Consider the following 21,431-nt stretch of genomic DNA (forward strand, 5'->3'; position numbering starts at 1 on the left):
ACACCCACGCCTACGAGGAGGCATCGCCACACCGTGATCGTCCGATCCTTCAAGGACATCGAAGGCACCGACCGGCACGTCAAGTCCGCGTCCGGGACCTGGGAGAGCAAACGCATCGTGCTCGCCAAGGAGAAGGTCGGCTTCTCCCTGCACGAGACCATCCTGTACGCCGGGACCGAGACGTCCATGTGGTACGCCAACCACGTCGAGGCCGTCGTGTGCACCCAGGGCGAGGCCGAACTGACCGACCGCGAGACCGGGAAGACGTACACGATCACTCCCGGGACCATGTACCTCCTGGACGGGCACGAGCGGCACACGCTCCGCGTCAAGGAGGACTTCCACTGCATCTGCGTCTTCAACCCGCCCGTCACCGGACGTGAGGACCACGACGAGAACGGCGTCTACCCCCTGCTCACCGAGGAGGTGTGAGTCCCAGTGACCACCACGACCACGAACACCACCGTCACCGACCTCTACCCCAGCCGGGGCACCGCCGAGGTGAGGATCCCCCGCAAGGACCCCGTCGTCTGGGGCGCCCCGGGCACGCCGGGCCCGATCCCCGGCGCCGATCTGGAGTCGTTCGACCGTGACGGCTTCCTCGCCATCGAGGACCTGATCACCGACGACGAGGTCAAGGTCTACCGCGACGAGCTGAACCGGCTGATCGCCGACCCGGCGATCCGCGCCGACGAGCGCTCGATCGTGGAGCCGAAGTCGCAGGAGATCCGCTCGGTCTTCGAGGTGCACAAGATCAGCGAGGTGTTCGCCTCGCTGGTGCGCGACGAGCGCGTGGTCGGCCGCGCCCGGCAGATCCTCGGCTCCGACGTGTACGTCCACCAGTCCCGGATCAACGTCAAGCCGGGCTTCGGCGCCAGCGGCTTCTACTGGCACTCCGACTTCGAGACCTGGCACGCCGAGGACGGCCTGCCGAACATGCGCACGGTGTCCGTCTCGATCGCGCTGACCGAGAACTTCGACACCAACGGCGGCCTGATGATCATGCCGGGGTCGCACCGGACGTTCCTGGCCTGCGAGGGCGCCACCCCGAAGGACAACTACAAGAAGTCCCTCCAGATGCAGGACGCGGGCACGCCGTCCAACGAGGCGCTCACCGAGATGGCGAGCGAGTACGGCATCAGGCTGTTCACCGGCCGCGCCGGTTCCGCGGTGTGGTTCGACTGCAACTGTATGCACGGCTCCGGCGACAACATCACGCCGTTCCCCCGCAGCAACGTCTTCATCGTGTTCAACAGCGTGGAGAACCAGGCCGTGGAGCCCTTCGCCGCCCCGGTGCGCCGACCGGAGTTCATCGGCGCCCGGGACTTCACGCCGGTGCGCTGAAGCGGCTCAGCCGGACAGCGCGTCGAGCAGCCGGTCCACGTCGGCCGGCGTGTTGTAGAGGTGGAAGGCCGCGCGGAGGTTGCCCGCGCGGTCCGACACCTCGATGCCCGCGCCGCTGAGCGCGGACTGCCGGTGGCCGAGCCCCGGCACCGACACGATCGGTGACCCGGGCGCGGCCACCGCCGCGTGCCCGAGCGCGTCGAGCCCGGCCCGGAACCGCGCGGCGAGCCCGAGGTCGTGCTCCCGTACGGCGGCCACGCCGATCTCCTCCAGCAGGGCGAGGGAGCGCCGGGCCCCCGCGTAGGAGAACAGCGCGGGGCTCTCGTCGAACCGGCGGGCGGAGCGGGCGAGTTCCCCGACCGGGCCGTAGCAGCTCGCCCAGGGCTCCTGGCCCGCCACCCACCCGGCGAACAGCGGTGTGAGCCCCCCGAGGTCGCCGGGGACGGTCAGGAACGTCACCCCGCGCGGACAGAACAGCCACTTGAAGGCGACGGCGGCGGTGTAGTCGTAGGCGTCCGCGTCGAAGTCGAGCCAGCCCACGGCCTGGGAGGCGTCGACGTAGGTGCGGGCGCCGTGCTCGCGGGCCGCCGCGCGGATCGCGGGCAGCTCGGCGATCCGGCCGTCCGCGGACTGCGCGGCGCTCACCGCGACCAGCGCGGTGCCGGGGCGCACCGCGTCGGCGACGCCCTCCAGCGGCACGGTGCGCACCTTGAGGTCGGCGCGGACGTGGAAGGGGTTCACCACCGAGCTGAAGTCGCCCTCGGCGGTGACGACTTCGGCGCCCTCCGGCAGGGAGGCGGCGACCAGCCCCGAGTAGACGGCGACCGACGCCCCGGCCGCCACCCGGTCGGCCGCCACGCCGGTCAGCCGCGCGAAGGACGCCCGGGACGCCTCGACGTCGTCGAACATGTCCGTGGGCTGCCCCACGGACGCCGCCTCCACGGCCGTACGCATCGCGGCGACCGTACGGGCGGGCAGCAGCCCGGTGCTGGCGGTGTTGAGGTAGGTGTTCTCCGGGCGGAACTCGGTGCGGACGAGGCTCTCGAAGGTCTCCATGGGTCCACTCTGCGACCCGCGGCTCCCCAAGTCCATCGCGAATAAATACGTGATTCCGCTAAGGAACGCTTATACGTCCGCCCCGACCTGCGCCTTCCCGGCCCATGCCGGACCGGCTACCGCTCCAGTTGCCCGTTGAACCTGCGCGGCAGCCCCAGCGGGTTGGCGTCCCGCAGCTCCGGCGGCAGCAGCGCCTCCGGGGCGTTCTGGTACACCACCGGCCGCAGCCAGCGCTCGATCGCCGTCCCGCCCACGGACGTGGACGTGGACGTCGTCGCCGGGTACGGCCCGCCGTGGTGCTGCGCGGGCGCCACCGCGACCCCCGTCGGCCAGCCGTTGACCAGCACGCGACCGGCCAGCGGCGTCAGCTCGGCCAGCAGTTCGGGGCCCCGCCCCTGCCCCGCGGCCTCCTCCGTCGACAGGTGCACCGTCGCCGTGAGGTTCCCCGGCAGCCGCGACAGCACCGCCTTGGCCTCGGCCTCGTCGGCGTACCGGGCGACGACGGTCACCGGGCCGAAGCACTCCTCGAGCAGCAGGTCGTACTCGCCCTCCTCGGCCAGCTTCGCCGCCGGGACGGTGAGGAAGCCGGGGCTGACGGTGTGCTCGCTGGCCGCGCCGGGGGTGACCGGGGACTCCACGCCGGGGAGCTGGGTGCGCTCGGTGATCCCGGCGAGGAAGTTGTCCCGCATCCGGTGGTCGAGCAGGACGCCCGCCGCGGTGTCGCTGACGGCCTCGGTGAGGGACTTCAGCAGTTGGTCGCCCGCCGGACCCTGCGGGGCGAGGACGAAGCCGGGCTTGACGCAGAACTGGCCGACGCCCATCGTCATCGAGCCCGCGAGGCCGCCGCCGATCTGCTCGGGCCGCTCGGCCGCCGCGGCCTCGGTGATCAGCACCGGGTTGAGGGAGCCCAGCTCGCCGTGGAAGGGGATCGGCACCGGACGGGCGGCGGCGGCGTCGAACAGGGCGCGCCCGCCGCGCACCGAGCCGGTGAACCCGGCCGCGGCGACCAGCGGGTGCTGGATCAGCTCGACGCCCGCCTCGAAGCCGTGCACCAGACCGACCACGCCCTCGGGCACGCCGTGCTCGGCGGCGGCCCGGCGCAGCACCTTGGCGACCAGTTCGGACAGGGCCGGGTGGTCGGGGTGGGCCTTGACGACGACCGGGCAGCCCGCGGCGAGCGCGCTCGCGGTGTCGCCGCCCGCGACGGAGAAGGCGAAGGGGAAGTTGGAGGCGGAGTAGACGGCGACGACGCCGAGCGGCACCTTGTAGCGGCGCAGGTCGGGAATCGGCGGGGTGGCGGTGTCGTCGGGGTGGTTGATGACGACGTCCAGGAAGGCGCCCTCGTCGACGATGTCGGCGAAGGCCCGGAGCTGGAAGCAGGTGCGGGCGAGTTCCCCGGTGAGCCGGACCGGGCCCAGCGCGGTCTCGGCGTCGGCGGTCTCCACCAGGCCGTCCTTCGCCGCCTCCAGCGCGTCCGCGGCGGTCCGCAGGAAGGCGGCGCGCACGGCGCGGTCGGCGAGGGAGCCGCGGGCGTCATGGGCGGCCCGGACGGCGGCGTCCACCTCCTGGGCCGTGGCCTCCACCGCAACCTGTTCCCGCTGCTTCCCGGTTCGGGGGTCGACACTCCAGACTGGTGCTGCTGCCACCGCGGGTCCCTCCACGTGTATCTGGGTCATCCACCAGGGTTGTTCGATATACTGAACGCTGTCTCTGATGGTGAATATGCTGCTGGAGACTATATCTTCAGGTCCTCGTCGAACGAAGGGGTCAAAGGGCGATGTCGGCTGGCGAGACGGGGGGCGGCGCGCAGGTCAAGTCCGCGGTACGGACGGTCGAACTGCTGGAGTACTTCGCCGGGCGCCCCGGTATGCACTCCCTCGCGGCGGTCCAGGAGGCCGTCGGCTACCCCAAGTCCAGCCTGTACATGCTGCTGCGCACGCTGGTGGAGCTGGGCTGGGTGGAGACCGACGCGACCGGCACCCGGTACGGCATCGGCGTGCGGGCGCTGCTGGTGGGCACCTCCTACATCGACGGCGACGAGGTGGTGGCGGTCGCCCGGCCCACCCTGGACCGGCTCTCCGACGACACCACCGAGACCATCCACCTGGCCCGGCTCGACGGCACCAACGTCGTCTACCTCGCCACCCGCCAGTCGCAGCACTACCTGCGCCCCTTCACCCGCGTCGGCCGCCGCCTGCCCGCGCACTCCACCTCCCTCGGCAAGGCGCTGCTGAGCACCTACTCCGACGAGCAGGTCCGCAAGATGCTCCCGGAGACGCTGCCCGCGCTGACCGAGCACACCATCACCGACCGGGAGAGGCTCATCGAGGAGCTGCACCAGGTGCGGGAGCAGGGCTTCGCCGTGGACCGCGAGGAGAACACCCTCGGCCTGCGCTGCTTCGGCGTGGCGATCCCGTACCGCACCCCGGCGCGGGACGCGATCAGTTGCTCGATCCCGGTGGCGCGGCTGACGCCCGCCCACGAGCAGATGGTGAAGGACGCCCTCTTCGACGCCCGTGACCGCCTGACCCTCGCCACCCGGAGGCTCTGAAACCCCATGCTGATCGCCCTGCGCCCGGTACACGACAGCGACCTGCCGGTGTTCTTCCGGCAGATGAACGACCCGGAGTCGCTCCGGATGGCCGCCTTCACCGCGAAGGACCCGGCCGACCGGGACGCCTTCGACGCCCACTGGGCGCGCGTCCGCGCCTCGGACGACGTGGTGCGGACCGTGCTCGCCGACGGTGACGTGGTGGGCAGCGCGGCGGTGTACGGGACGCCGGGCGAGCGGGAGGTCACGTACTGGATCGACCGCGCCTACTGGGGGCGCGGCATCGCGACGGCCGCGCTGCGCCAGCTCCTCGCGGAGGTGCCCGAGCGTCCGCTGTACGCGCGCGCGGCGGCGGACAACGCCGGGTCGCTGCGGGTCCTGGAGCGCTGTGGCTTCCGGGTGACCGCGCACACCACCGGGTTCGCGCAGGCGCGCGGTGAGGAGATCGAAGAGGTCGTGCTGCACCTGGAGGGGTGAGGCGACCGGTGCCCTTCATGAACACCTGATGAGAAAGCGGGCGGACGGGAACGCCCCGGTCCGCCCCGTTCGTCTTCTCCGCGGGATGAACAAGACGATCAGGCGCGCCTCGGTCCTCACGCTGCTGCTGGTGTTCGCACTGCTGGTGCGGGCCACCTGGGTGCAGTTCTACGAAGGCCAGGCCCTCGCGGACGACAAGGACAACCGGCGGAACGCGATCGAGACGTACGCGGCCCCGCTCGGCGACATCATCGTGGCCGGTCACGCGGTCACCGGCTCGGCCCGGACCTCCGGCGACCTCGCCTACAAGCGCACGTACACCGACGGCGAGCTGTACGCGGCGGTGACGGGCTACGCCTCGCAGGCGTACGCGTCCACCCAGCTCGAGGGCGTCTACCAGGACCTGCTCAACGGCACGGACACCCGCCTCAGGACGGTGCTGGACACCGTGACCGGGGAGCGGGCCGACCCGGGTGACGTGGTGACGACGATCGACCCGGACGTGCAGCGGGCGGCGTACGAGGCGCTCGGCGACAAGAAGGGCGCCGCCGTCGCCATCGACCCGTCGACGGGGCGGATTCTCGGCGTGGTGTCGACACCGTCGTACGACCCGTCCTCGCTGACCGACGCCAACACCGCCGGGTCGGCGTGGCAGGAACTCAACGCCGACGAGGACAGGCCGCTGACCAACCGCGCGCTGCGCCAGCCGCTGCCGCCGGGGTCGACGTTCAAGCTGGTGGTGGCCGCCGCCGCGCTGGAGGACGGCCTGTACGACTCGGTGGACGACCGGACCGACAGCCCGGACCCGTACACCCTGCCGGGCACCACCCGGGTGCTGTCCAACGAGAACCCGGACGCGCCCTGCGAGAACGCCACGATCCGCACCGCGCTCCAGTACTCGTGCAACAACGTCTTCGGGAAGATGGCCGTCGACCTCGGCGCGGAGAAGGTCCAGGCCATGGCGGAGAGGTTCGGCTTCAACGACGACGAGCGGGACGTGCCGGTGCGCGCCTACGAGAGCGTCTACCCGACCGGCATGGACGACGCGCAGACCGCGCTGACCGGCATCGGCCAGTTCGACGTCACCGCGACGCCGCTCCAGATGGCGATGGTGTCTGCGGCGCTCGCCCACGGCGGTGAGCTGGTCGCCCCGCACATGGTCTCGAAGATCACCGACAGCGACGGCGACGTACTGGAGGAGTACGACGACGGTGCCGCGTCCCAGCGGATCGTGAGCGCCGGGACGGCCGAGCAGCTCACGTCGGCGATGCGGACGGTCGTCGACGAGGGCACCGGCTCCAACGCGCGCATCCCCGGCGCCGAGGTGGGCGGCAAGACGGGCACGGCCCAGCACGGCGAGAACAACAGCCAGACGCCGTACGCCTGGTTCACCTCGTACGCCAAGTCGGACAATTCGGACAAGGCGGTCGCCGTCGCGGTGGTCGTCGAGCAGTCGGACGCGGCCCGCTCGGAGGTCAGCGGCAACGGTCTGGCCGCCCCCGTGGCCAAGGCCATGATGGAGGCGGCCCTGAGCGACTAGCGGCTCACTTCACGCCGAGGAGCTGTTCCAGCGGGTCGATCGCGAAGTACACCAGGAACAGCGCGGCGGCGCCCCACAGCAGCCAGTGGACGTCCTTCGCCCTGCCGAGGACGGTCTTGATGAGGGCGTAGGCGACGAACCCGGCGCCGATGCCGTTGGTGATGGAGTACGTGAACGGCATCACGGCGATGGTGAGGAACGCCGGGATGGCGATCTCGTAGCGGTCCCAGTCGATGTGCTTGACCTGGGTCATCATCAGGAAGCCGACGGCGACCAGGGCGGGCGCGGCGGCCTGGAGCGGGACGATGGTCAGCAGCGGGGTGAACAGCAGGGCGAGGGCGAACAGGCCGCCGGTGACCAGGTTGGAGAAGCCGGTGCGGGAGCCCTCGCCGACCCCGGCGGCGGACTCGATGTAGGAGGTGGCCGACGAGGCGGAGGCCGCGCCGCCCGCGACCGCGGCGGCGCCGTCGATGAGCAGCACCCGGCTCAGGTCCGGCACCTTGCCGTCCTCGTCGAGGAGCCCGGCCTCGGCGCTGATGCCGACGACGGTGCCCATGGTGTCGAAGAAGTCGGACAGGATCAGGGTGAAGACCAGCAGGACGACGGTGATGACGCCGACGCCGGGTTCGTCGAAGGCGCCGAACAGGCTGAACTCGCCGAGCAGTCCGAAGTCGGGGGTGTCGACGACCTTGTCGGGCCACTCGGGCGTGGTCAGGCCCCAGCTCTTGATGTCGGCGGCGGAGTTGATGAGGATCGCGACGACCGTCATGGTGACGATGCTGATGAGGATGGCGCCCTTGACCTTGCGGGCGAGCAGCCCGATGGTCAGCAGCACCCCGACGCAGAACACCAGGAGGGGCCAGCCGCTGAGGGTGCCGGTGCCGCCGAGCTGGACCGGCACGGTGGTGTTCGCGGCGTCCGGGACGCGGCTGACGAACCCGGCGTCCACGAAGCCGATGAGGGCGATGAACAGGCCGATGCCGACGCTGATCGCCTGCTTCAGCGACTGCGGGATGGCGTGCATCACGGCCTCGCGCAGCCCGGTCACCACCAGCACGCAGATCAGCAGTCCTTCGAGGACGATGAGGCCCATCGCGTCGGGCCAGCTCATCATCGGGGCGATCTGGAAGGCGACGACGGCGTTGAGGCCGAGCCCGGCGGCGAGTGCGATCGGCAGGTTGCCGCCGACGCCCATGATGACCGTCATCACGGCGGCCACCAGCGCGGTGGCGGTGGTGAGTTGGACGGCGTCGAGGTGGTGGCCGTACTTGTCCTCGGCGCTGCCCAGGATGATGGGATTCAGGACAAGGATGTAGGCCATCGTGAAGAACGTGGCGAAGCCGCCGCGTATCTCCCGCCCGATGGTGGAGCGCCGCTCGGTTATCTTGAAGAACCGGTCGACGCCGTTCGCCGCTGGTGGCGGGGGACTTGGCCGGTCGGTCACCTGCTGTGTGTCTGGCATGGCGGTTGCTCCCTGGTGCCGGGTGATCAGTGTGCGGATGCTGGCTGGATTGTTCCCCCGCCGAGTGCGTTTCAGGTTTTCCCCGTGTTACGGAATCACCGTCAGGCCGTTCGGTCCGCCATACGTTGTTCGAACCCTCGTACGGCGTGCTCAGTGATCACTGGTACAGTCCGGATCTCGTCCCGGCGTACGGCTGTTCGACGCCGGGCCATCGCTGCGAGGAGAGAGCCCGTGGGGACAGTCGTCGACGACGCGGCCTCCGTGGAGTTCCACGCCTTCTTCGAGCGTCACTACGCCGAACTGGCCCGGCTGGCCCACCTGTTGACCGGTGAGCCGGACGCCGCCGACGACCTGGCGGCGGACGCCCTGCTGGCGCTCTGGCACCGCTGGGACCGGGTCCGCGCCGCCGACCATCCGGTGGCGTACGCGCGCGGGGTGGTCGCCAACCTGGCCCGCACCCGCGTGCGCAGCGCGGTGCGCGAGCGGCGGCGGATCGCGCTGTTCTGGTCGCAGCGCGAGGAGAGGACCGAGAACCCGGACGTGCCGGGGGTGGTCGACGTCCAGGAGGCGCTGCGTCGGTTGCCGTTCCGCAAGCGGGCGTGCGTGGTGCTGCGGCACGCCTTCGACCTGTCGGAGAAGGACACCGCGCTCACCCTCGGGGTGTCGGTGGGTACGGTGAAGAGCCAGACCTCCAAGGGGATGGCGGAGCTCCAGCGGCTGCTCGGGGCGGAGGGCGCGGCGGGCGCCCCGCGGCGGCTGCGGACGGCGATGGTGCCCACGTCAGAGGGCGGAGGAAGGAACCGATGAGGCGGGACGTGCACGAGGAGTTGCGCGCCCAACTGCGTGAGGCGGCCGGGACGCACCAGCCCGACCGCGCCCGCATGATGGCCCGGATCGAGCGCGGGATGGCCGAGCGGGAGCGGCCCGGCGGGGATGGGGCGGTGCTGCCGCCGGTGTGGGGCTGGCTGCGGGTCGCCGGGGCCACGGCCGCGGTCGCGGGTGTCCTCGCGGTCGGCGGGTACGCGGTGGCGTCCGCGGTGAGGGAGGACGCCCCGCCGCAGGGCACGGTCGCCGTGTCGGCGACGCCGACGCCGTCCCCCGACGCCACCAGCCGTCCGCCCGCGCCACCGCCCGACCCGTCGCCGAGCGCCTCCGCCGCGTCCCGCGCGCCCAGCGCGTCCGCCTCGCGCACGCCGTCGTCCACGGCCACCTCGACCGGCGCGCCGCCCGCGACCGCGACGGACGTCGCGGACGGCCCGCTCTGGTCGGACGGCTCGGTGGACCCGCACAGCAACGAGTTCTGGGCGCAGAGCAACGTCACCGTGAAGACGACCGAGCGGCTGGCGTCCCTCACCGTCGAGCTGCGGATCGCCCAGACCGGCGGCGTCACCTCCACCGGCGCCTGGCGCTCCCTGCCGGAGGCCGACTTCGACCTGGCGGTGACGGAACGGGACGGCTACCTCGTCTACACCTGGGCGCTCAAGGAGGGCCGTACGGTCCCGGAGGGCGAGTTCGTCTTCGCGGGCCAGTACGACCACGAGCGCGGCGGCCGGGACGCGGGGGACGACGACTACACGGTCCACACGACGACGACGAACGCCGAACCGCACGCGGTGACGGGCGACTTCGCGCCCCAGGGCGAGGACGACTAGGCGCCGCGGGCGGTCCGGGAGATTTTTTTCGAGGTCACGGCAACCTCGCGCGCACCGGTGGCGACCAGAAGGCGCAACAGTCACCATCCCACGAAGGATTCGGCACATGAGTGCTCCAGCAGAACAGCGCGCCCGGCACCGCCGCGGGCTCACCAGGCGGCGGGCCGTGATCGGCTCGGTGGCCGCGCTCGGTCTCACCGGCGCCGCGCTGGCCACCACGTCCCTGCTCTCCACGGCGGGCGCCGCGTCCGCCTGGCCGACGGCCAAGGGCAGCAAGGCGGTCAGCAGCACCATCGCGGTCTCCGGCACCTACGACGGCGGCTACCAGCGCTTCTACGGCAGTGGCGCGCTCGGCGGCGACGGCCAGGACGAGGGCCAGGACCCGATCTTCAAGCTGGCCGACGGCGCGGTGCTGAAGAACGTCATCCTGGGCTCCCCGGCCGCGGACGGCGTGCACTGCTCGGGTAGCTGCACGCTCCAGAACGTCTGGTGGGAGGACGTCGGCGAGGACGCCGCCACCTTCAAGGGCAAGTCGTCCTCGGCGGTCTACACCGTGTACGGCGGCGGCGCGAGGAAGGCCGACGACAAGGTCTTCCAGTTCAACGGCGCGGGCAAGCTGGTCGTGACCAAGTTCCAGGTCTCCGACTTCGGCAAGCTGGTGCGGACCTGCGGCAACTGCTCCACGCAGTACAAGAACCGCCAGGTCATCATCAACGACGTGGACGTCACCGCGCCGGGCAAGTCGATCGTCGGGATCAACTCCAACTTCGGTGAGACGGCGGCGCTGCGCGGCGTCCGCATCCACGGCGACAGCGGCAAGAAGATCAAGCCGTGCACCCGCTTCCAGGGCAACGACACCGGCGCCGAGCCGAAGGAACTGGGCTCCGGACCCGACGGCACGTACTGCCGTTACACGGCCTCCGACCTCAGCTACGACTGACCCAGGTCATCGGGCCGCCAGTCGCCGAGGTAGGCGCGCCGGGTGTGCCGGGCGGCCTCCTCGGCCGTGAGCCGCGGCCGGTTCTCGGGCACGGAGACGACCGCTCCGGGGCCGGAGTTGGCGTACTCACGGAACCGCATCGACTGCCACGGGTAGGCGTCCCGCATGTTCGCGTACGGCGCCACCGCGTCGATGCCCGGGCCCAGCCAGGTTTCCCGGACGGTGAGCATGGGCCGCGCGGTCGGGTCGGAGCTGGGCACCCAGGGCCGGGCCAGCTTGTAGAAGGCGTCCGGCGCCGTGCTGGTGACGCGGCTGCGCGTGACCAGGTAGCCGAGCGGGTTGGCGCCCGCCGTGGACGGCGCGAAGACGAAGCCGTAGGGCGCGCCGGTCAGGTCGGTGCGGTCCAGGGTGCGGAAGTGGCAGTGCTCGTAGACGGCGGTGGCCCGGCCGAAGACGAAGTCGACGTCGCCCTCGATGTGGCAGTGGGCGTAGTACTGGCGGGCGAAGGCGTCCAGGGACCGGGTGTCGGCGTACAGGGTGTCCTGGTGGCCGAGGAACCGGCAGTGCCAGAAGGCGGTGCGGTCGCCCTGTGCCTTGAGGGCGACGGCCTGGGTGCCGCTGACGCCGGGGTGGTCGGCGCGCAGCCAGTCGTTGGCGAAGGTGATCCAGTGGGCGGTGAAGCCGTCGGCCTGCACGGTGGTGGTGGCCGAGCCGCTGGTGCCGTAGGTGCCGGAGCCGTCGGGCTTCGGGGTGCCCGCGGCGTTGTCGTACACGATGACGGTGGCCCGGGGGTCCTCGGCGGCGCCGATCCAGGTCATGGCGGTGCGGTCGGAGCTGACGGCGACGGTCTCGCGGTAGGTGCCGGGGGCGAGGACGAGGGTCCAGCCGCCGCCGGTGGCGGCGGTCACGGCGGCCTGGACGGTGGTGAAGTCGCCGCGGCCGTGCGGGTCGACGTAGAGGTGGCGGTCGCTGGGCCGGGCGGCGGGCGAACCGTGACGGCCGAAGGGACGGCGTCCGGTGGCGTGGGCGGGGACGGCGGCGAGGCCCAGGGCCGCGCCCGCCCCGGCGCCCGCCAGGAGGAGGTCTCTGCGGGTGAGGGACATCAGGGTGGTGGTCCTTAAGGAGGTTGGTGCTCGGGGGGAGGGGGGACGGGGCCGGGGCGGGGGCGGGAGCGCCGCCGCCCCGGTCAGCCGGTCGGGGTCAGCGCAGCTTGCCCGCGCCCGCGCCCAGGTCGACGATCCACGGGACCGCCTTCGGGTGGTGCACCGTGGTGCGCAGGGTGGGCGTCCAGCCCGCGCCGGACTGGAGGGTCTCGGCGGGGATCTCCGCGTTGTGCACGGCGATCAGGTCGGTCTTCTTGCCGTTGACGTAGTTGTTCTCGGCGGTCAGCGGCGCCTCGCTCCACTTCTTCAGCGCCTTGGCCACGCTCACGCCCTCCGCCAGCGACAGCGCGTTGTCGGTGGCGTACAGCCGCGACTCCTTGCCGATGCCGTAGACGTAGCCGTAGGGCTGGTCCGCCGTCACCACGAAGTGGTTGTTGTACGAGTCGACCTGCCCGAACCTGACGCGGGGCGCCCGCTCGACGATGCCCTCGAAGCGGTTGTGGTGGAGGGTGACCCTCAGCTTGCCCGCGTCGGTGGCGCCCGCGCTGTCGCTGTTGCCGATCAGCATGGTCTTGTCGTGGTCCCGGAAGGAGTTCCAGGACACGGTGACGTGGTCGGCGCCGCGCACGATGTCGAGGAGCCCGTCGTGCTGCTGGTAGACCTTGCCGTAGTACGACGGCAGCGTGGAGTCCGGGTAGCGGCCGTCGGTGAGGGTGTTGTGGTCGACCCACACATGGGTGGAGCCGTAGACGACGACGCCGTCGTACTCCGAGTTCCAGGCGCCGGTCTTGTTGTCGTCGGTGGGGTCCCACTGCGGGAAGCAGTCGATGGGGGCCTCGATGGTGAGGTTGCGGACGATGACGTTGTCCACGCCCCGGATCTGCAGGCTGCCGCCGAGGATCGCGGCGTCGCGGCCCACGCCGACGATGGTGGTGTTGGCCGGGACGTCGACCTTGATGGCCTTGTCCTGGTTGGCGGCGGACGCGGCCCGCAGGTCCTCCTGCTCACCGCTGACGGGGGTGTCGTGGCCCCAGACCGCGGGGTCGTAGTCGGCGAGGTACTGGTCGAAGTCGTACCCCTCCGCCTCGAACGCCTCACAGCCCCGCGAGACGGCGTCGATGGTGCCCTTCACCTTGACGATCCTCGGCGCGGAGCCGCCGTCCGCGAGCGCGGCCCGGAACTCCTCCCACGTGGTCACGGTGTAGACGTGCGCGGCGTCGGCCGCCGCCCCACCGGTCGTCCCGGTGCCCTCGGCGGCCCAGCCGTCGTGGGCGCCGAGCACCTGACGCCCGAGGTCCCGGCCGTGGGCCTGGGCGGCGGTACCGGTCAGGGACACCACGAGGGCGGTACAGCCCACCAACGCGGCCACTCTGACATGCCCATGCCAGCCTTTTGCTTCCATGGTGCGGCTCTCCTTCTCTCAGCTTCAGGGGGTGTTACGCGGCGGCCTGCGGCCAGGTGATCCACTCCTCGGGGATCTCCTCCGCCAGCCGCCGTACGTCGCGCGGCGCGAGCACCCGCGTCCGCAGCAGCTCCCGCGCGACCAGCCGGGCCACGGCGACCGCGCCGGGCGGGTTGAAGTGCGTGTTGTCCTGCTCGGTGGCGGTCCAGTTGAAGTAGGTCTTCGTCGCCTCGACGCCCAGCTCCTGCCAGAGCGCCAGCGACAGCGCCTGTACGTCCAGCAGCGCCACGCCCTCCGCCGCGGCCAGCGCCCGCATCGCCGCGGGGTACTCACCGTGGCTCGGCACCGCGTTCCCTGCGGCGTCGAACCGCCGCCGCTCCACGGGCGTCACCAGCACCGGCCGCGCCCCGCGCGCCCGCGCCCCGTCGACGTACAGCCGCAGGTGCTCCTGGTACGTCGTCCACGGCTCGGTGTACCGGGTGGGGTCGTCCTTCTTCTCGTCGTTGTGCGCGAACTGGACGAGCAGGAGATCGCCGGGCCGGATCGCGCCGAGTACGACATCGAGCCGCCCCTCGTCGACGAAGCTCTTCGAACTCCGCCCGTTCACGGCGTGATTGGCGACCCGGGTGTCATGCTTCAGAAAGAACGGCAACGCCATTCCCCACCCGGTCTCGGGGGCGGCATCGGCGTACTTCTGCGCGGCGGTGGAATCCCCGGCGATGAAGAGGGTGCGGGCCCGCTGCTCTTGGGCCTGAGCGGTCCCGGCGAGAGTACTCAAGGGCAAGGCGGCAAAAGCGGCACCAGCAACTTGCCGACGACTAAGCGACACGTCGGTACCTTCCGAAAGGGGAACAGTGGACGTCCTCAGGGGCGCGGGGAACTGCGCGCCCAGCCAAGGACGGCCCGCAGCCGAACAACCACGAGCCGCCCCCCGGCACAGTCAGCCGTGCTGCTCGTTCCACTCGGCCTGCGCCTCGTTCAACTGCTCGGCGAGCGTGTCGCAGAAGTCCTTCGCGCTCATCTTCCCCAGCAGCACCTTCTGGAAGTTCGGCTCGTTGTCGGCCTTGGAGATGGTGTTCCAGTCAGGCAGGTAGTACGGCAACTGCACGATCGTCGTGGAGCCGTCCGTCAGCGCCTGGGCCGCCAGCTTCGTCGGCTCCGCCTCCGACACCCACGGGTCCTTCGCCGCGTCGAGGTTCGCGGGCACCTGCCCGGCCGACTGGTTGAACTTGGAGTTCGACTCGTGCCCCGCGGCGAACTCGATGAACTTCCAGGCCGCGTCCTTGTTCTTGCTGCTCTTGAACAGGCCGAGCCCGTCCACCGGGTTGGACACCTGCACCCGCTTGCCGCCGGTCCCGACCGGCTGCGGGATGCCACGGAACTTGTCCGCGCCGAACGCCTTCACGTGGTCCTGGTAGGAGCCCAGGTTGTGGTTGAGCATCCCGATGGTGCCGGAGTCCCACTGGGCGACCATCTTGGTGAAGTCGTTGTTGAGGTCGGCGGCGGGCGTGACCTTCTTGAACAGGGCGGCGTACTTCTCCAGCGCCTCGACGTTCTTCGGGTCGTTGACGGTGGTCTTCTCACCGCTTGCATCCCAGAAGGACGTGATCCCGGACTGCCCGTACATCGCGTCCAGCGCCTGCGCGATGGAACCGGCGCCACCGCGGATGGTGTAGCCGAACTCGTTCTTGCCCGCGTTGGTGAGCTTCTCCGCGGCCTCGTAGAAGGCGTCCCAGGTGGTCGGCTCGTCCAGACCGGCCTTCTCGAAGAGGTCGGTGCGGTAGTACAGGACGCCGTTGTTGGCGGAGGTCGGCACCGAGTACAGGCGCTCGGAGTCACCGGCCGCCTTCAGCGACTCGATCATGTCGTCGTTGAGCTTGCCGTTGAGGGAGGAGCCGGTGAGCCGGTTCTCCAGCGGCTCCAGCGCCTCCTGCGCGGCGAACCCGGCGAGCATCGCCGCGCCGACGCCGCCGACGTCGGGCAGGCCGCCGCCCTGGATGGCGGTGTCCACCTTGGACTGGTACTCGGTGGAGGCGATGCCGACGTACTCGACGTCGATGTCCGGGTTGGCCTTCTCGAAGTCGGCGATGATCTCCTTCCAGACGTCGGTGCGGACACCTCCGTTGTTGTCCCAGAAGACGATCTTCCCGGTGCCGCTGCCGTCGGCGCCCTTGTCGCCGCCCCCGCCGCTGCCGTCGTCGCCGCAGGCGGTGGCGGTGAGCGCGAGGACGGCGCTCAGGGCGACGGCGGCCGACAGCCGCTGCCTGCCGGTGGTGCTTCTGCGCTTGTTGGTGTTCATAGGGTCGGCTCTCTTCTTTGAGTCGCTTCTTCGGGATCCAACGGAGGTCTCCGGGCGGCGTGGGGCGCGGTCCGGAGTGATGGAGTTGTGGGGCTTGGGCGGTTACAGGGCGCTGATCCTGAACCGGGTGAACTCGGCCGCCCCGGCGTGCCCGGAGCCCTCCGGTGCGAGGGCGAACAGGCCGAGCAGGGCACCGACCCAGCGCCAGGGGGTGGCGGCGAAGACCGGGCCGGAGGGACGCGGGCCGTCCCCGACGTCGTAGGAGAAGCGGCAGCGGGCCCCGGCGCCGATCTCGACGCGCAGGGTGGCGCGGCCCTCGGGGGCGGTCCGTGGGTGGTCGGCGTCCCGTTCGGCCTCGGCGACGGACTCCGCGAACCGGTGCACCAGGTGGACCGTCCCGTCGGTCCCGCGCTGGAGCCCGATCCAGGAGAACGCGTCACCGAGCACCGCGAGTCCGGCCCGCGCGCCGGGCGCGTCGCTGTCGAGCCGCAGCTCCACCTCGACCACGCTCGGGAGGCCGGGCAGCCGCTGGGTCAGCACGTTCGGCAGCCTGCGCAGGTCGTGCGCGGCGGCCGAGCGGACGCAGGTGAGGCGGAGCCCGTCGGCGGAGTGCTCGGTGGCCCAGCCGTCCTCGGGGTTGGCGGTCCACTGCCACTGGCGGCCGTACCGCCCGCCGGGGAAGTCGTCGTCGGTGGCGGGCGCGGCGGGCGGCTGCGGGGGCAGGTCGGGGCGGCGGTGTACGGCGACGGGGGCGCCGTCGTTCCCGAGCACCGGCCAGCCGTCCGGGCCCCAGCGCATCGGCTGGAGGTGGACGACCCTGCCGTACGCGCCGCGCTGCTGGAAGTGCAGGAACCAGTCCTCGCCGGTCGCGGTGCGCACCCAGCCGCCCTGGTGGGGGCCGTTGACGTCGGTGTCCCGCTGCTCCAGGACGATCCGGTGCTCGTACGGTCCGAAGAACCCACGGGAGCGCAGGGCGCCCTGCCAGCCGGTCTCCACTCCCCCGGCGGGGGCGAGGATCCAGAACCAGCCGTCGTGCCGGTAGAGCTTGGGGCCCTCCAGGGTGAACCAGCCGGGGATGCGGTCCGCGTCGACGATGACCTCGCCGTCGTCGAGCAGGGCGGTGCCGTCGGGGCGCATCCGGTGGCCGGTGAGGCGGTTCTTGACGCCGGAGCGTGACTTCGCCCAGGCGTGCACGAGGTACGCCTCGCCGGTCTCCTCGTCCCACAGGGGGCAGGGGTCGATCAGGCCCTTGCCGGGCTTGAGGAGGTGCGGCGCGGTCCACGGGCCGCGGATCTCGGGGGCGTTGACCTGGTAGACGCCCTGGTCGGGGTCGCCCCAGAAGATCCAGAAGCGGTCGTCGTGGTGGCGCAGGGACGGGGCCCAGACGCCGCAGTCGTGGCGGGGGACGCGGAACTCGGCGGCCGGTTCGAGGCGTTCGAGGGCGTGGCCGACGAGGGTCCAGTTGACCAGGTCCCGGGAGTGCAGCAGGGGCAGTCCGGGGGCGCGGCCGAAGCTGGAGGCGGTGAGGTAGAAGTCGTCCCCGACACGGATGACGTCCGGGTCGGACCAGTCGGCGTTGAGGACGGGGTTGGCGTAGGTCTCGGTCTCCGGGCTCACTGGGCTCACTGCGTCACCGCCTTGCGGACCAGGGCCGTCGCCTCGTCCCGGTCGAGGTGGCCGTCCGCGACGACGGTCACGACGCGGCGGACCAGGGTGTCGCCGGGCGCGACGGGGACGCGTTCGGTGTGCGCGAGGGAGGAGCCGACGCCGGGGTACTCGGCGGTGCGCACGAACCAGGGGTCGCGGCGGGTGGCGTCGGTGACCCCGGCGAACACCAGGGTCCAGGTCGATCCGGCGAGCGCCAGCCAGTCGGCGGGGCGGCCGTGCACGTCCTGTTCGCCCTCGGCGTCGGGCGTGAAGACCTCCGGGGCGGTGGCCTCCTTGCGGGCCCGCCAGAAGAAGCCGCCGTAGGCCGCGCCGGGGCGCCCGTTGGTGGCGGGGCTGCCGATGGACAGCGGGGCGGAGGTGGTGTTGGTGAGGGCGAAGGTGAAGTCCAGCGCCCAGGCCGTGGCGGTGAGTTCGGTGGCCGCGACCGTGCGGCGCTCGCGCAGCAGCTCGCCGCCCCCGGCCATCCAGCGCAGCTCCTGCACGAAGCCGTCCGGGTCCCGCAGCGGGAAGGCGACGTGCCGCTGGGAGCCGTGGTTGGCCAGCTCGGTCGGGCCCTGGTCGCGGACGTAGGTGCGCCCGCCCCAGAAGTTGTGCCCCTCGACGTCGGGAACGGCGACACCGACGCCGAGGTGGTGGAGGTGGTCGGCGGGGCTCAGCTCGGTGACCGCCGTACCGGAGAGGGTGGTGACGGGGTGCAGATAGGGGCGCGGGGAGAGCCGGTCGGGCAGCTCGGGCCGGGTGACGTAGCGGCCGACGGGGCGGCCCGCGACCCGCAGCACCGGTGAGTCGGGGGTGGTCATCGGGCGCTCACCTCTTTCCGCGGGGCCTGGGGCTGGTACGGCGCCCAGTCGGCGCCCAGTTCGGAGTACAGGGACAGGGTGTCGGCGGCGGCGGCCACCAGACCGTCGACGCCGGGCACGATCCGGCGCCGTTCGGCGGGCAGCGTCCGCCAGGCGGTGTCGGGCAGCGGGGCCGGGTCGGGGGCGCTGCGGACTGCCTCGACGACCCTCATGAAGGCGCCGGTGGCGTCCGGGGGGACGAGCAGGTCGGCGCCGGTGGTGAGGTGGCCGACGAGGTTCTCCAGCAGGTCGGTGCGGCCGTACTCGTACTCCTCGGGGCCGTGGTCGGCACGCTGGAGGAGGACGCGGTCCTGCTTGTACCAGAAGGTGATCCGGCCGCGGCTGCCGTGCACCAGGACGTACGGGTCGCCGGGGTGCTCGGCGCACAGGGTGGCGGCGACGGTGACCTGGCGTCCGGCGGTGGTGGTGATCCGCACGCAGGAGGTGTCGTCGGCCTCGATGGCGTTGGCGTGCCACAGCTCGGTCTCGACGGCGGTGACGTCCTCGGCGCGGGTGCCGCCGTCCAGCGCCAGGGCGGTGGCGACGGCGTGCGCGAGCGGGTTGGTCAGCGCCCCGTCGATCACGTCGACGCCGTTCAGCCGCCGTCGGCCCGCCCAGGGCGCGCGCCGGAAGTACGCCTCGTCGCGCGCCCAGGCCCCGGCGCCGCCGATGCCGCGCACCTCGCCGATGGCGCCCTCGGCGATCAGCTCGCGGATGGCGGGCAGGGCGTGCGAGCCCAGCGACTGGAACCCGATCTGGCAGGCGACGCCCGCCTCCGCGACCCCGTCGGCCATCCGGCGGAACTCCGCGTAGGACGGCGCCGGGGGCTTCTCCAGGAGCAGGTGCACGCCGCGGCGGGCGGCGGTCAGCGCCAGGTCGGTGTGGGTGGGGATCGGGGTGCAGACCACCGCGGCCCGGGCGCCGGTCGACTCCAGGAGCGCGCCGAAGTCATCGGACTGGGCGGGGAGTTCGCCGCCGTACTCGGCCTCGGTGAGCGGGGTCAGCTCGCAGATGCCGACCAGGCGGACCAGGCCGCGCTCGGTGAGGCGGCGGATGTTCTCGACGTGCCAGCGGCCGTGGCCGCGGGCGCCCGCGAGGACGACGGGGACGGGCGGTGGTGGGGTCATCCCCGGTGTGGTCATCCCCGGTGTGGTCATCCCTTCACCGCCCCCGCGCTGAAGCCGGTGATCAGCCACTTCTGGATGAAGGCGAAGACGAGGACCACCGGGACGGCGGCGATGATGCCGCCCGCGGCGAGCGCGCCGAGGTCGACGCTGTCCGCGCTCATCAGGGTGTTCAGGCCGACCGGGATGGTCTGCTTGCCCTGGTTGTTGAGGAACATCAGGGCGAACAGGAAGTGGTTCCAGGAGTGCACGAAGGCGAAGGAGCCGACCGCGATCAGTCCGGGGCGCAGCAGCGGCAGCACGACCAGGCGGAAGGCGGTGAAGCGACCGCACCCGTCGACCCAGGCCGCCTCCTCCAGGGAGTACGGCACGTTCTTGATGAAGTTGCTGATGAGGATCATCGACAGCGGCAGTTGGAACACCGTCTCGGCGATGATGACGCTGCCGAGCGAGTTGATCATCTGGAGTTCGGCGAAGATCTCGAACAGCGGCACCAGCAGCAGCGCGCCCGGCACGAACTGGGAGCAGAGCAGCGCCAGCATGAACGCCCGCTTGATCCTGAAGTCGAACCGGGCGAGCGCGTAGCCGCCCGCGAGGGCGACGACGGTGGTGGTCACGAGGGTGGCGACACCGACGTAGACGCTGTTCTCGAAGTAGGTGCCGAAGCTCCGCTCGGTCCACACCTTCTCGAAGTGGTCGAAGGTGATCGGCCAGGGCACCAGCGAGGTGGAGCCCGCCGGGCGCAGCGCGAACAGCAGCATCCAGTAGAAGGGGACGAGGGTGAAGAGCAGGTAGATCGACAGCGGCAGGTAGATCTGCCAGCGGGGGGCCTCGTCCCAGGCGCGGTGCCGGGTGGCCGGGCGGTGCGGCTGAGGTGCGGCGTGCCGACGCGCGGGCGGCGCGACGGGGGCTTCCTTGGTGGCGCTCACTTGTTGTCACCTCCGAACTTGCTCAGCCGCAGATAGACGATCGAGCAGAAGAGCAGGATCACGAACGCGACCGTGGTCAGGGCGGACGCGTAGCCGAAGTTGTGGGCGTCGACGCTGGTGTTGGCGATGTAGAGCGGCAGCGTGGTGGTCTCGCCCGCCGGTCCGCCGCCGGTGAGGGTGTAGAGCAGGTCGACGTTGTTGAACTCCCAGACCGCGCGCAGCAGCGTGGACAGCACGATGGCGTCCTTCAGGTGCGGCAGGGTGATGTGCCAGAACTGCTTGAGGCGGCTGGCGCCGTCGACCTCGGCGGCCTCGTAGAGGTCCTTCGAGACGGACTGGAGGTCGGCGAGGATGAGGATGGCGAAGAAGGGGACGCCGCGCCAGAGGTCGGCGACGATCGCCGCGGGGAAGACGGTGGACGGGTCCGACAGCCAACTGGTGCCGTAGGAGCCGATGCCCATGTCCGCGAGGTAGCGGGTGATGCCGGTCTGGGAGTTGTAGAGCAGCACCCAGATGGCGCTGGTCAGCACGCCGGAGACGGCCCACGGGGAGAAGACCATGGCGCGGCCGAGGGCCCGGCCGACGAAGGTCTGGTTGACGATGAGGGCGAGCGCGAGTCCGAACAGCAGTTGGAGTCCGACCTCGACGACGACCCACTTGGCGCTGAAGACCAGCGTGTCCCAGAAGAGGGGGTCCTCGGTGAAGGCGTGGACGAAGTTGTCGAAGCCCGCGAAGCCGTTCCGCCATGGCTTGGTGGGGTTGTAGTCCTGGAGGCTGTAGTAGAAGACGCTGAACACCGGGTAGGCGATGAAGCCCAGCATCAGCAGGGCCGCCGGGGCGATCAGCAGGTACGGCAGCCTGCGCGGGGTGGCGGAGGCACGGCGCCGCCTCGGTGGCGCGGGCGGTTTCGCCACGGCTGCGGCTTGGGCCATGACTGTTCTCCGTTCTCGGTGGAGCTGTCGGTGGAGCTGTCTGCGGAGCTGTCGGTGAAGCGCTTTCTTGGGGTGCGCGGTGCGTGCTTGGCCGTGCTGGGACTGAGGGTCCG

General features: G+C 71.5%; 20 protein-coding genes. 8 read left to right on the top strand and 12 right to left on the bottom strand.

The annotated features are described in order from the left end of the window. The first annotated feature begins 33 nt into the window (after positions 1 to 33). Both ACFQZ6_RS08040 and thpD read left to right on the top strand, forming a co-directional pair. Positions 34 to 432, top strand: coding sequence for an ectoine synthase (locus tag ACFQZ6_RS08040; RefSeq protein ID WP_381606082.1), 399 nt, complete (start codon positions 34 to 36; stop codon positions 430 to 432). A 6-nt stretch (positions 433 to 438) separates the two neighbouring features. Next, positions 439 to 1,344 carry an ectoine hydroxylase gene (gene thpD / locus ACFQZ6_RS08045; protein ID WP_381606084.1) on the top strand — a complete coding sequence of 302 codons (906 nt, stop codon included), beginning with the start codon at positions 439 to 441 and terminating at the stop codon, positions 1,342 to 1,344. Between the two features lie 6 nt (positions 1,345 to 1,350). On the opposite strand, the gene ACFQZ6_RS08050 is transcribed toward thpD, so the two are convergent. Continuing rightward, positions 1,351 to 2,400: an aminotransferase class V-fold PLP-dependent enzyme gene (locus tag ACFQZ6_RS08050; RefSeq protein WP_381606086.1), complete on the bottom strand. Its 1,050-nt coding sequence runs from the start codon at positions 2,398 to 2,400 to the stop codon at positions 1,351 to 1,353. A gap of 116 nt (positions 2,401 to 2,516) precedes the next feature. Next, complete coding sequence (locus ACFQZ6_RS08055; protein WP_381606088.1) at positions 2,517 to 4,046, bottom strand: aldehyde dehydrogenase (NADP(+)); 1,530 nt, start codon at positions 4,044 to 4,046, stop codon at positions 2,517 to 2,519. 131 nt (positions 4,047 to 4,177) lie between these two features. Between ACFQZ6_RS08055 and ACFQZ6_RS08060 the strand changes: the two genes are divergently transcribed. The 3 genes from ACFQZ6_RS08060 to ACFQZ6_RS08070 all read left to right on the top strand — a co-directional run bounded on the left by ACFQZ6_RS08060 (position 4,178) and on the right by ACFQZ6_RS08070 (position 6,968). Then, positions 4,178 to 4,951, top strand: a complete 774-nt coding sequence (locus ACFQZ6_RS08060) for an IclR family transcriptional regulator (protein ID WP_381606091.1) — start codon at positions 4,178 to 4,180, stop codon at positions 4,949 to 4,951. A 6-nt stretch (positions 4,952 to 4,957) separates the two neighbouring features. After that, positions 4,958 to 5,428: a GNAT family N-acetyltransferase gene (locus ACFQZ6_RS08065; protein WP_381606094.1), complete on the top strand. Its 471-nt coding sequence runs from the start codon at positions 4,958 to 4,960 to the stop codon at positions 5,426 to 5,428. Between the two features lie 85 nt (positions 5,429 to 5,513). Then, positions 5,514 to 6,968 (top strand): peptidoglycan D,D-transpeptidase FtsI family protein, encoded by a 1,455-nt coding sequence (locus ACFQZ6_RS08070; protein ID WP_381606096.1) that lies wholly within the window; start codon positions 5,514 to 5,516, stop codon positions 6,966 to 6,968. A 4-nt stretch (positions 6,969 to 6,972) separates the two neighbouring features. On the opposite strand, the gene ACFQZ6_RS08075 is transcribed toward ACFQZ6_RS08070, so the two are convergent. Further along, on the bottom strand, positions 6,973 to 8,430 hold the full coding sequence (locus ACFQZ6_RS08075) for an NCS2 family permease (RefSeq protein ID WP_381606098.1): 1,458 nt from the start codon (positions 8,428 to 8,430) through the stop codon (positions 6,973 to 6,975). Between the two features lie 231 nt (positions 8,431 to 8,661). Here ACFQZ6_RS08075 and ACFQZ6_RS08080 point away from each other — a divergent pair, with 231 nt between their 5' ends. From ACFQZ6_RS08080 to ACFQZ6_RS08090, 3 genes are all read left to right on the top strand, one after another. Next, a complete protein-coding gene (locus tag ACFQZ6_RS08080) occupies positions 8,662 to 9,237 on the top strand; it encodes a SigE family RNA polymerase sigma factor (RefSeq protein WP_381606099.1) in 576 nt (191 codons plus the stop codon). After that, entirely contained in the window at positions 9,234 to 10,082 is an 849-nt protein-coding gene (locus tag ACFQZ6_RS08085; RefSeq protein ID WP_381606100.1) for a hypothetical protein, read from the top strand. Before ACFQZ6_RS08080 ends, ACFQZ6_RS08085 begins: the two co-directional genes overlap by 4 nt. Before the next feature lie 106 nt (positions 10,083 to 10,188). Beyond that, positions 10,189 to 11,022, top strand: a complete 834-nt coding sequence (locus ACFQZ6_RS08090; RefSeq protein WP_381606101.1) for a pectate lyase — start codon at positions 10,189 to 10,191, stop codon at positions 11,020 to 11,022. Here ACFQZ6_RS08090 and ACFQZ6_RS08095 read toward each other — a convergent pair. From ACFQZ6_RS08095 to ACFQZ6_RS08135, 9 genes are all read right to left on the bottom strand, one after another. Beyond that, a complete protein-coding gene (locus ACFQZ6_RS08095; protein WP_381606103.1) occupies positions 11,013 to 12,125 on the bottom strand; it encodes a pectinesterase family protein in 1,113 nt (370 codons plus the stop codon). The genes ACFQZ6_RS08090 and ACFQZ6_RS08095 overlap by 10 nt on opposite strands. Positions 12,126 to 12,222: 97 nt before the next feature. Further along, entirely contained in the window at positions 12,223 to 13,527 is a 1,305-nt protein-coding gene (locus ACFQZ6_RS08100) for a pectate lyase family protein (RefSeq protein WP_381606105.1), read from the bottom strand. A gap of 34 nt (positions 13,528 to 13,561) precedes the next feature. Beyond that, positions 13,562 to 14,356, bottom strand: coding sequence for a rhamnogalacturonan acetylesterase (locus tag ACFQZ6_RS08105; protein ID WP_381606107.1), 795 nt, complete (start codon positions 14,354 to 14,356; stop codon positions 13,562 to 13,564). A gap of 111 nt (positions 14,357 to 14,467) precedes the next feature. Beyond that, positions 14,468 to 15,826 carry an ABC transporter substrate-binding protein gene (locus ACFQZ6_RS08110; protein WP_381606110.1) on the bottom strand — a complete coding sequence of 453 codons (1,359 nt, stop codon included), beginning with the start codon at positions 15,824 to 15,826 and terminating at the stop codon, positions 14,468 to 14,470. 102 nt (positions 15,827 to 15,928) lie between these two features. Beyond that, on the bottom strand, positions 15,929 to 17,452 hold the full coding sequence (locus ACFQZ6_RS08115; RefSeq protein ID WP_381606111.1) for a glycoside hydrolase family 43 protein: 1,524 nt from the start codon (positions 17,450 to 17,452) through the stop codon (positions 15,929 to 15,931). Next, complete coding sequence (locus ACFQZ6_RS08120; protein ID WP_381606113.1) at positions 17,449 to 18,294, bottom strand: DUF6807 domain-containing protein; 846 nt, start codon at positions 18,292 to 18,294, stop codon at positions 17,449 to 17,451. The genes ACFQZ6_RS08115 and ACFQZ6_RS08120 overlap by 4 nt, the downstream gene beginning before the upstream one ends. After that, on the bottom strand, positions 18,291 to 19,475 hold the full coding sequence (locus ACFQZ6_RS08125; RefSeq protein ID WP_381606115.1) for a Gfo/Idh/MocA family protein: 1,185 nt from the start codon (positions 19,473 to 19,475) through the stop codon (positions 18,291 to 18,293). Before ACFQZ6_RS08125 ends, ACFQZ6_RS08120 begins: the two co-directional genes overlap by 4 nt. Before the next feature lie 11 nt (positions 19,476 to 19,486). Beyond that, on the bottom strand, positions 19,487 to 20,386 hold the full coding sequence (locus ACFQZ6_RS08130; RefSeq protein ID WP_381606117.1) for a carbohydrate ABC transporter permease: 900 nt from the start codon (positions 20,384 to 20,386) through the stop codon (positions 19,487 to 19,489). Continuing rightward, a complete protein-coding gene (locus tag ACFQZ6_RS08135) occupies positions 20,383 to 21,318 on the bottom strand; it encodes a carbohydrate ABC transporter permease (RefSeq protein ID WP_381606119.1) in 936 nt (311 codons plus the stop codon). The genes ACFQZ6_RS08130 and ACFQZ6_RS08135 overlap by 4 nt, the downstream gene beginning before the upstream one ends. Positions 21,319 to 21,431 lie beyond the last annotated feature (113 nt).

It is taken from the genome of Streptomyces flavalbus, from assembly GCF_042674625.1.
GTDB lineage: Bacteria > Actinomycetota > Actinomycetes > Streptomycetales > Streptomycetaceae > Streptomyces > Streptomyces flavalbus.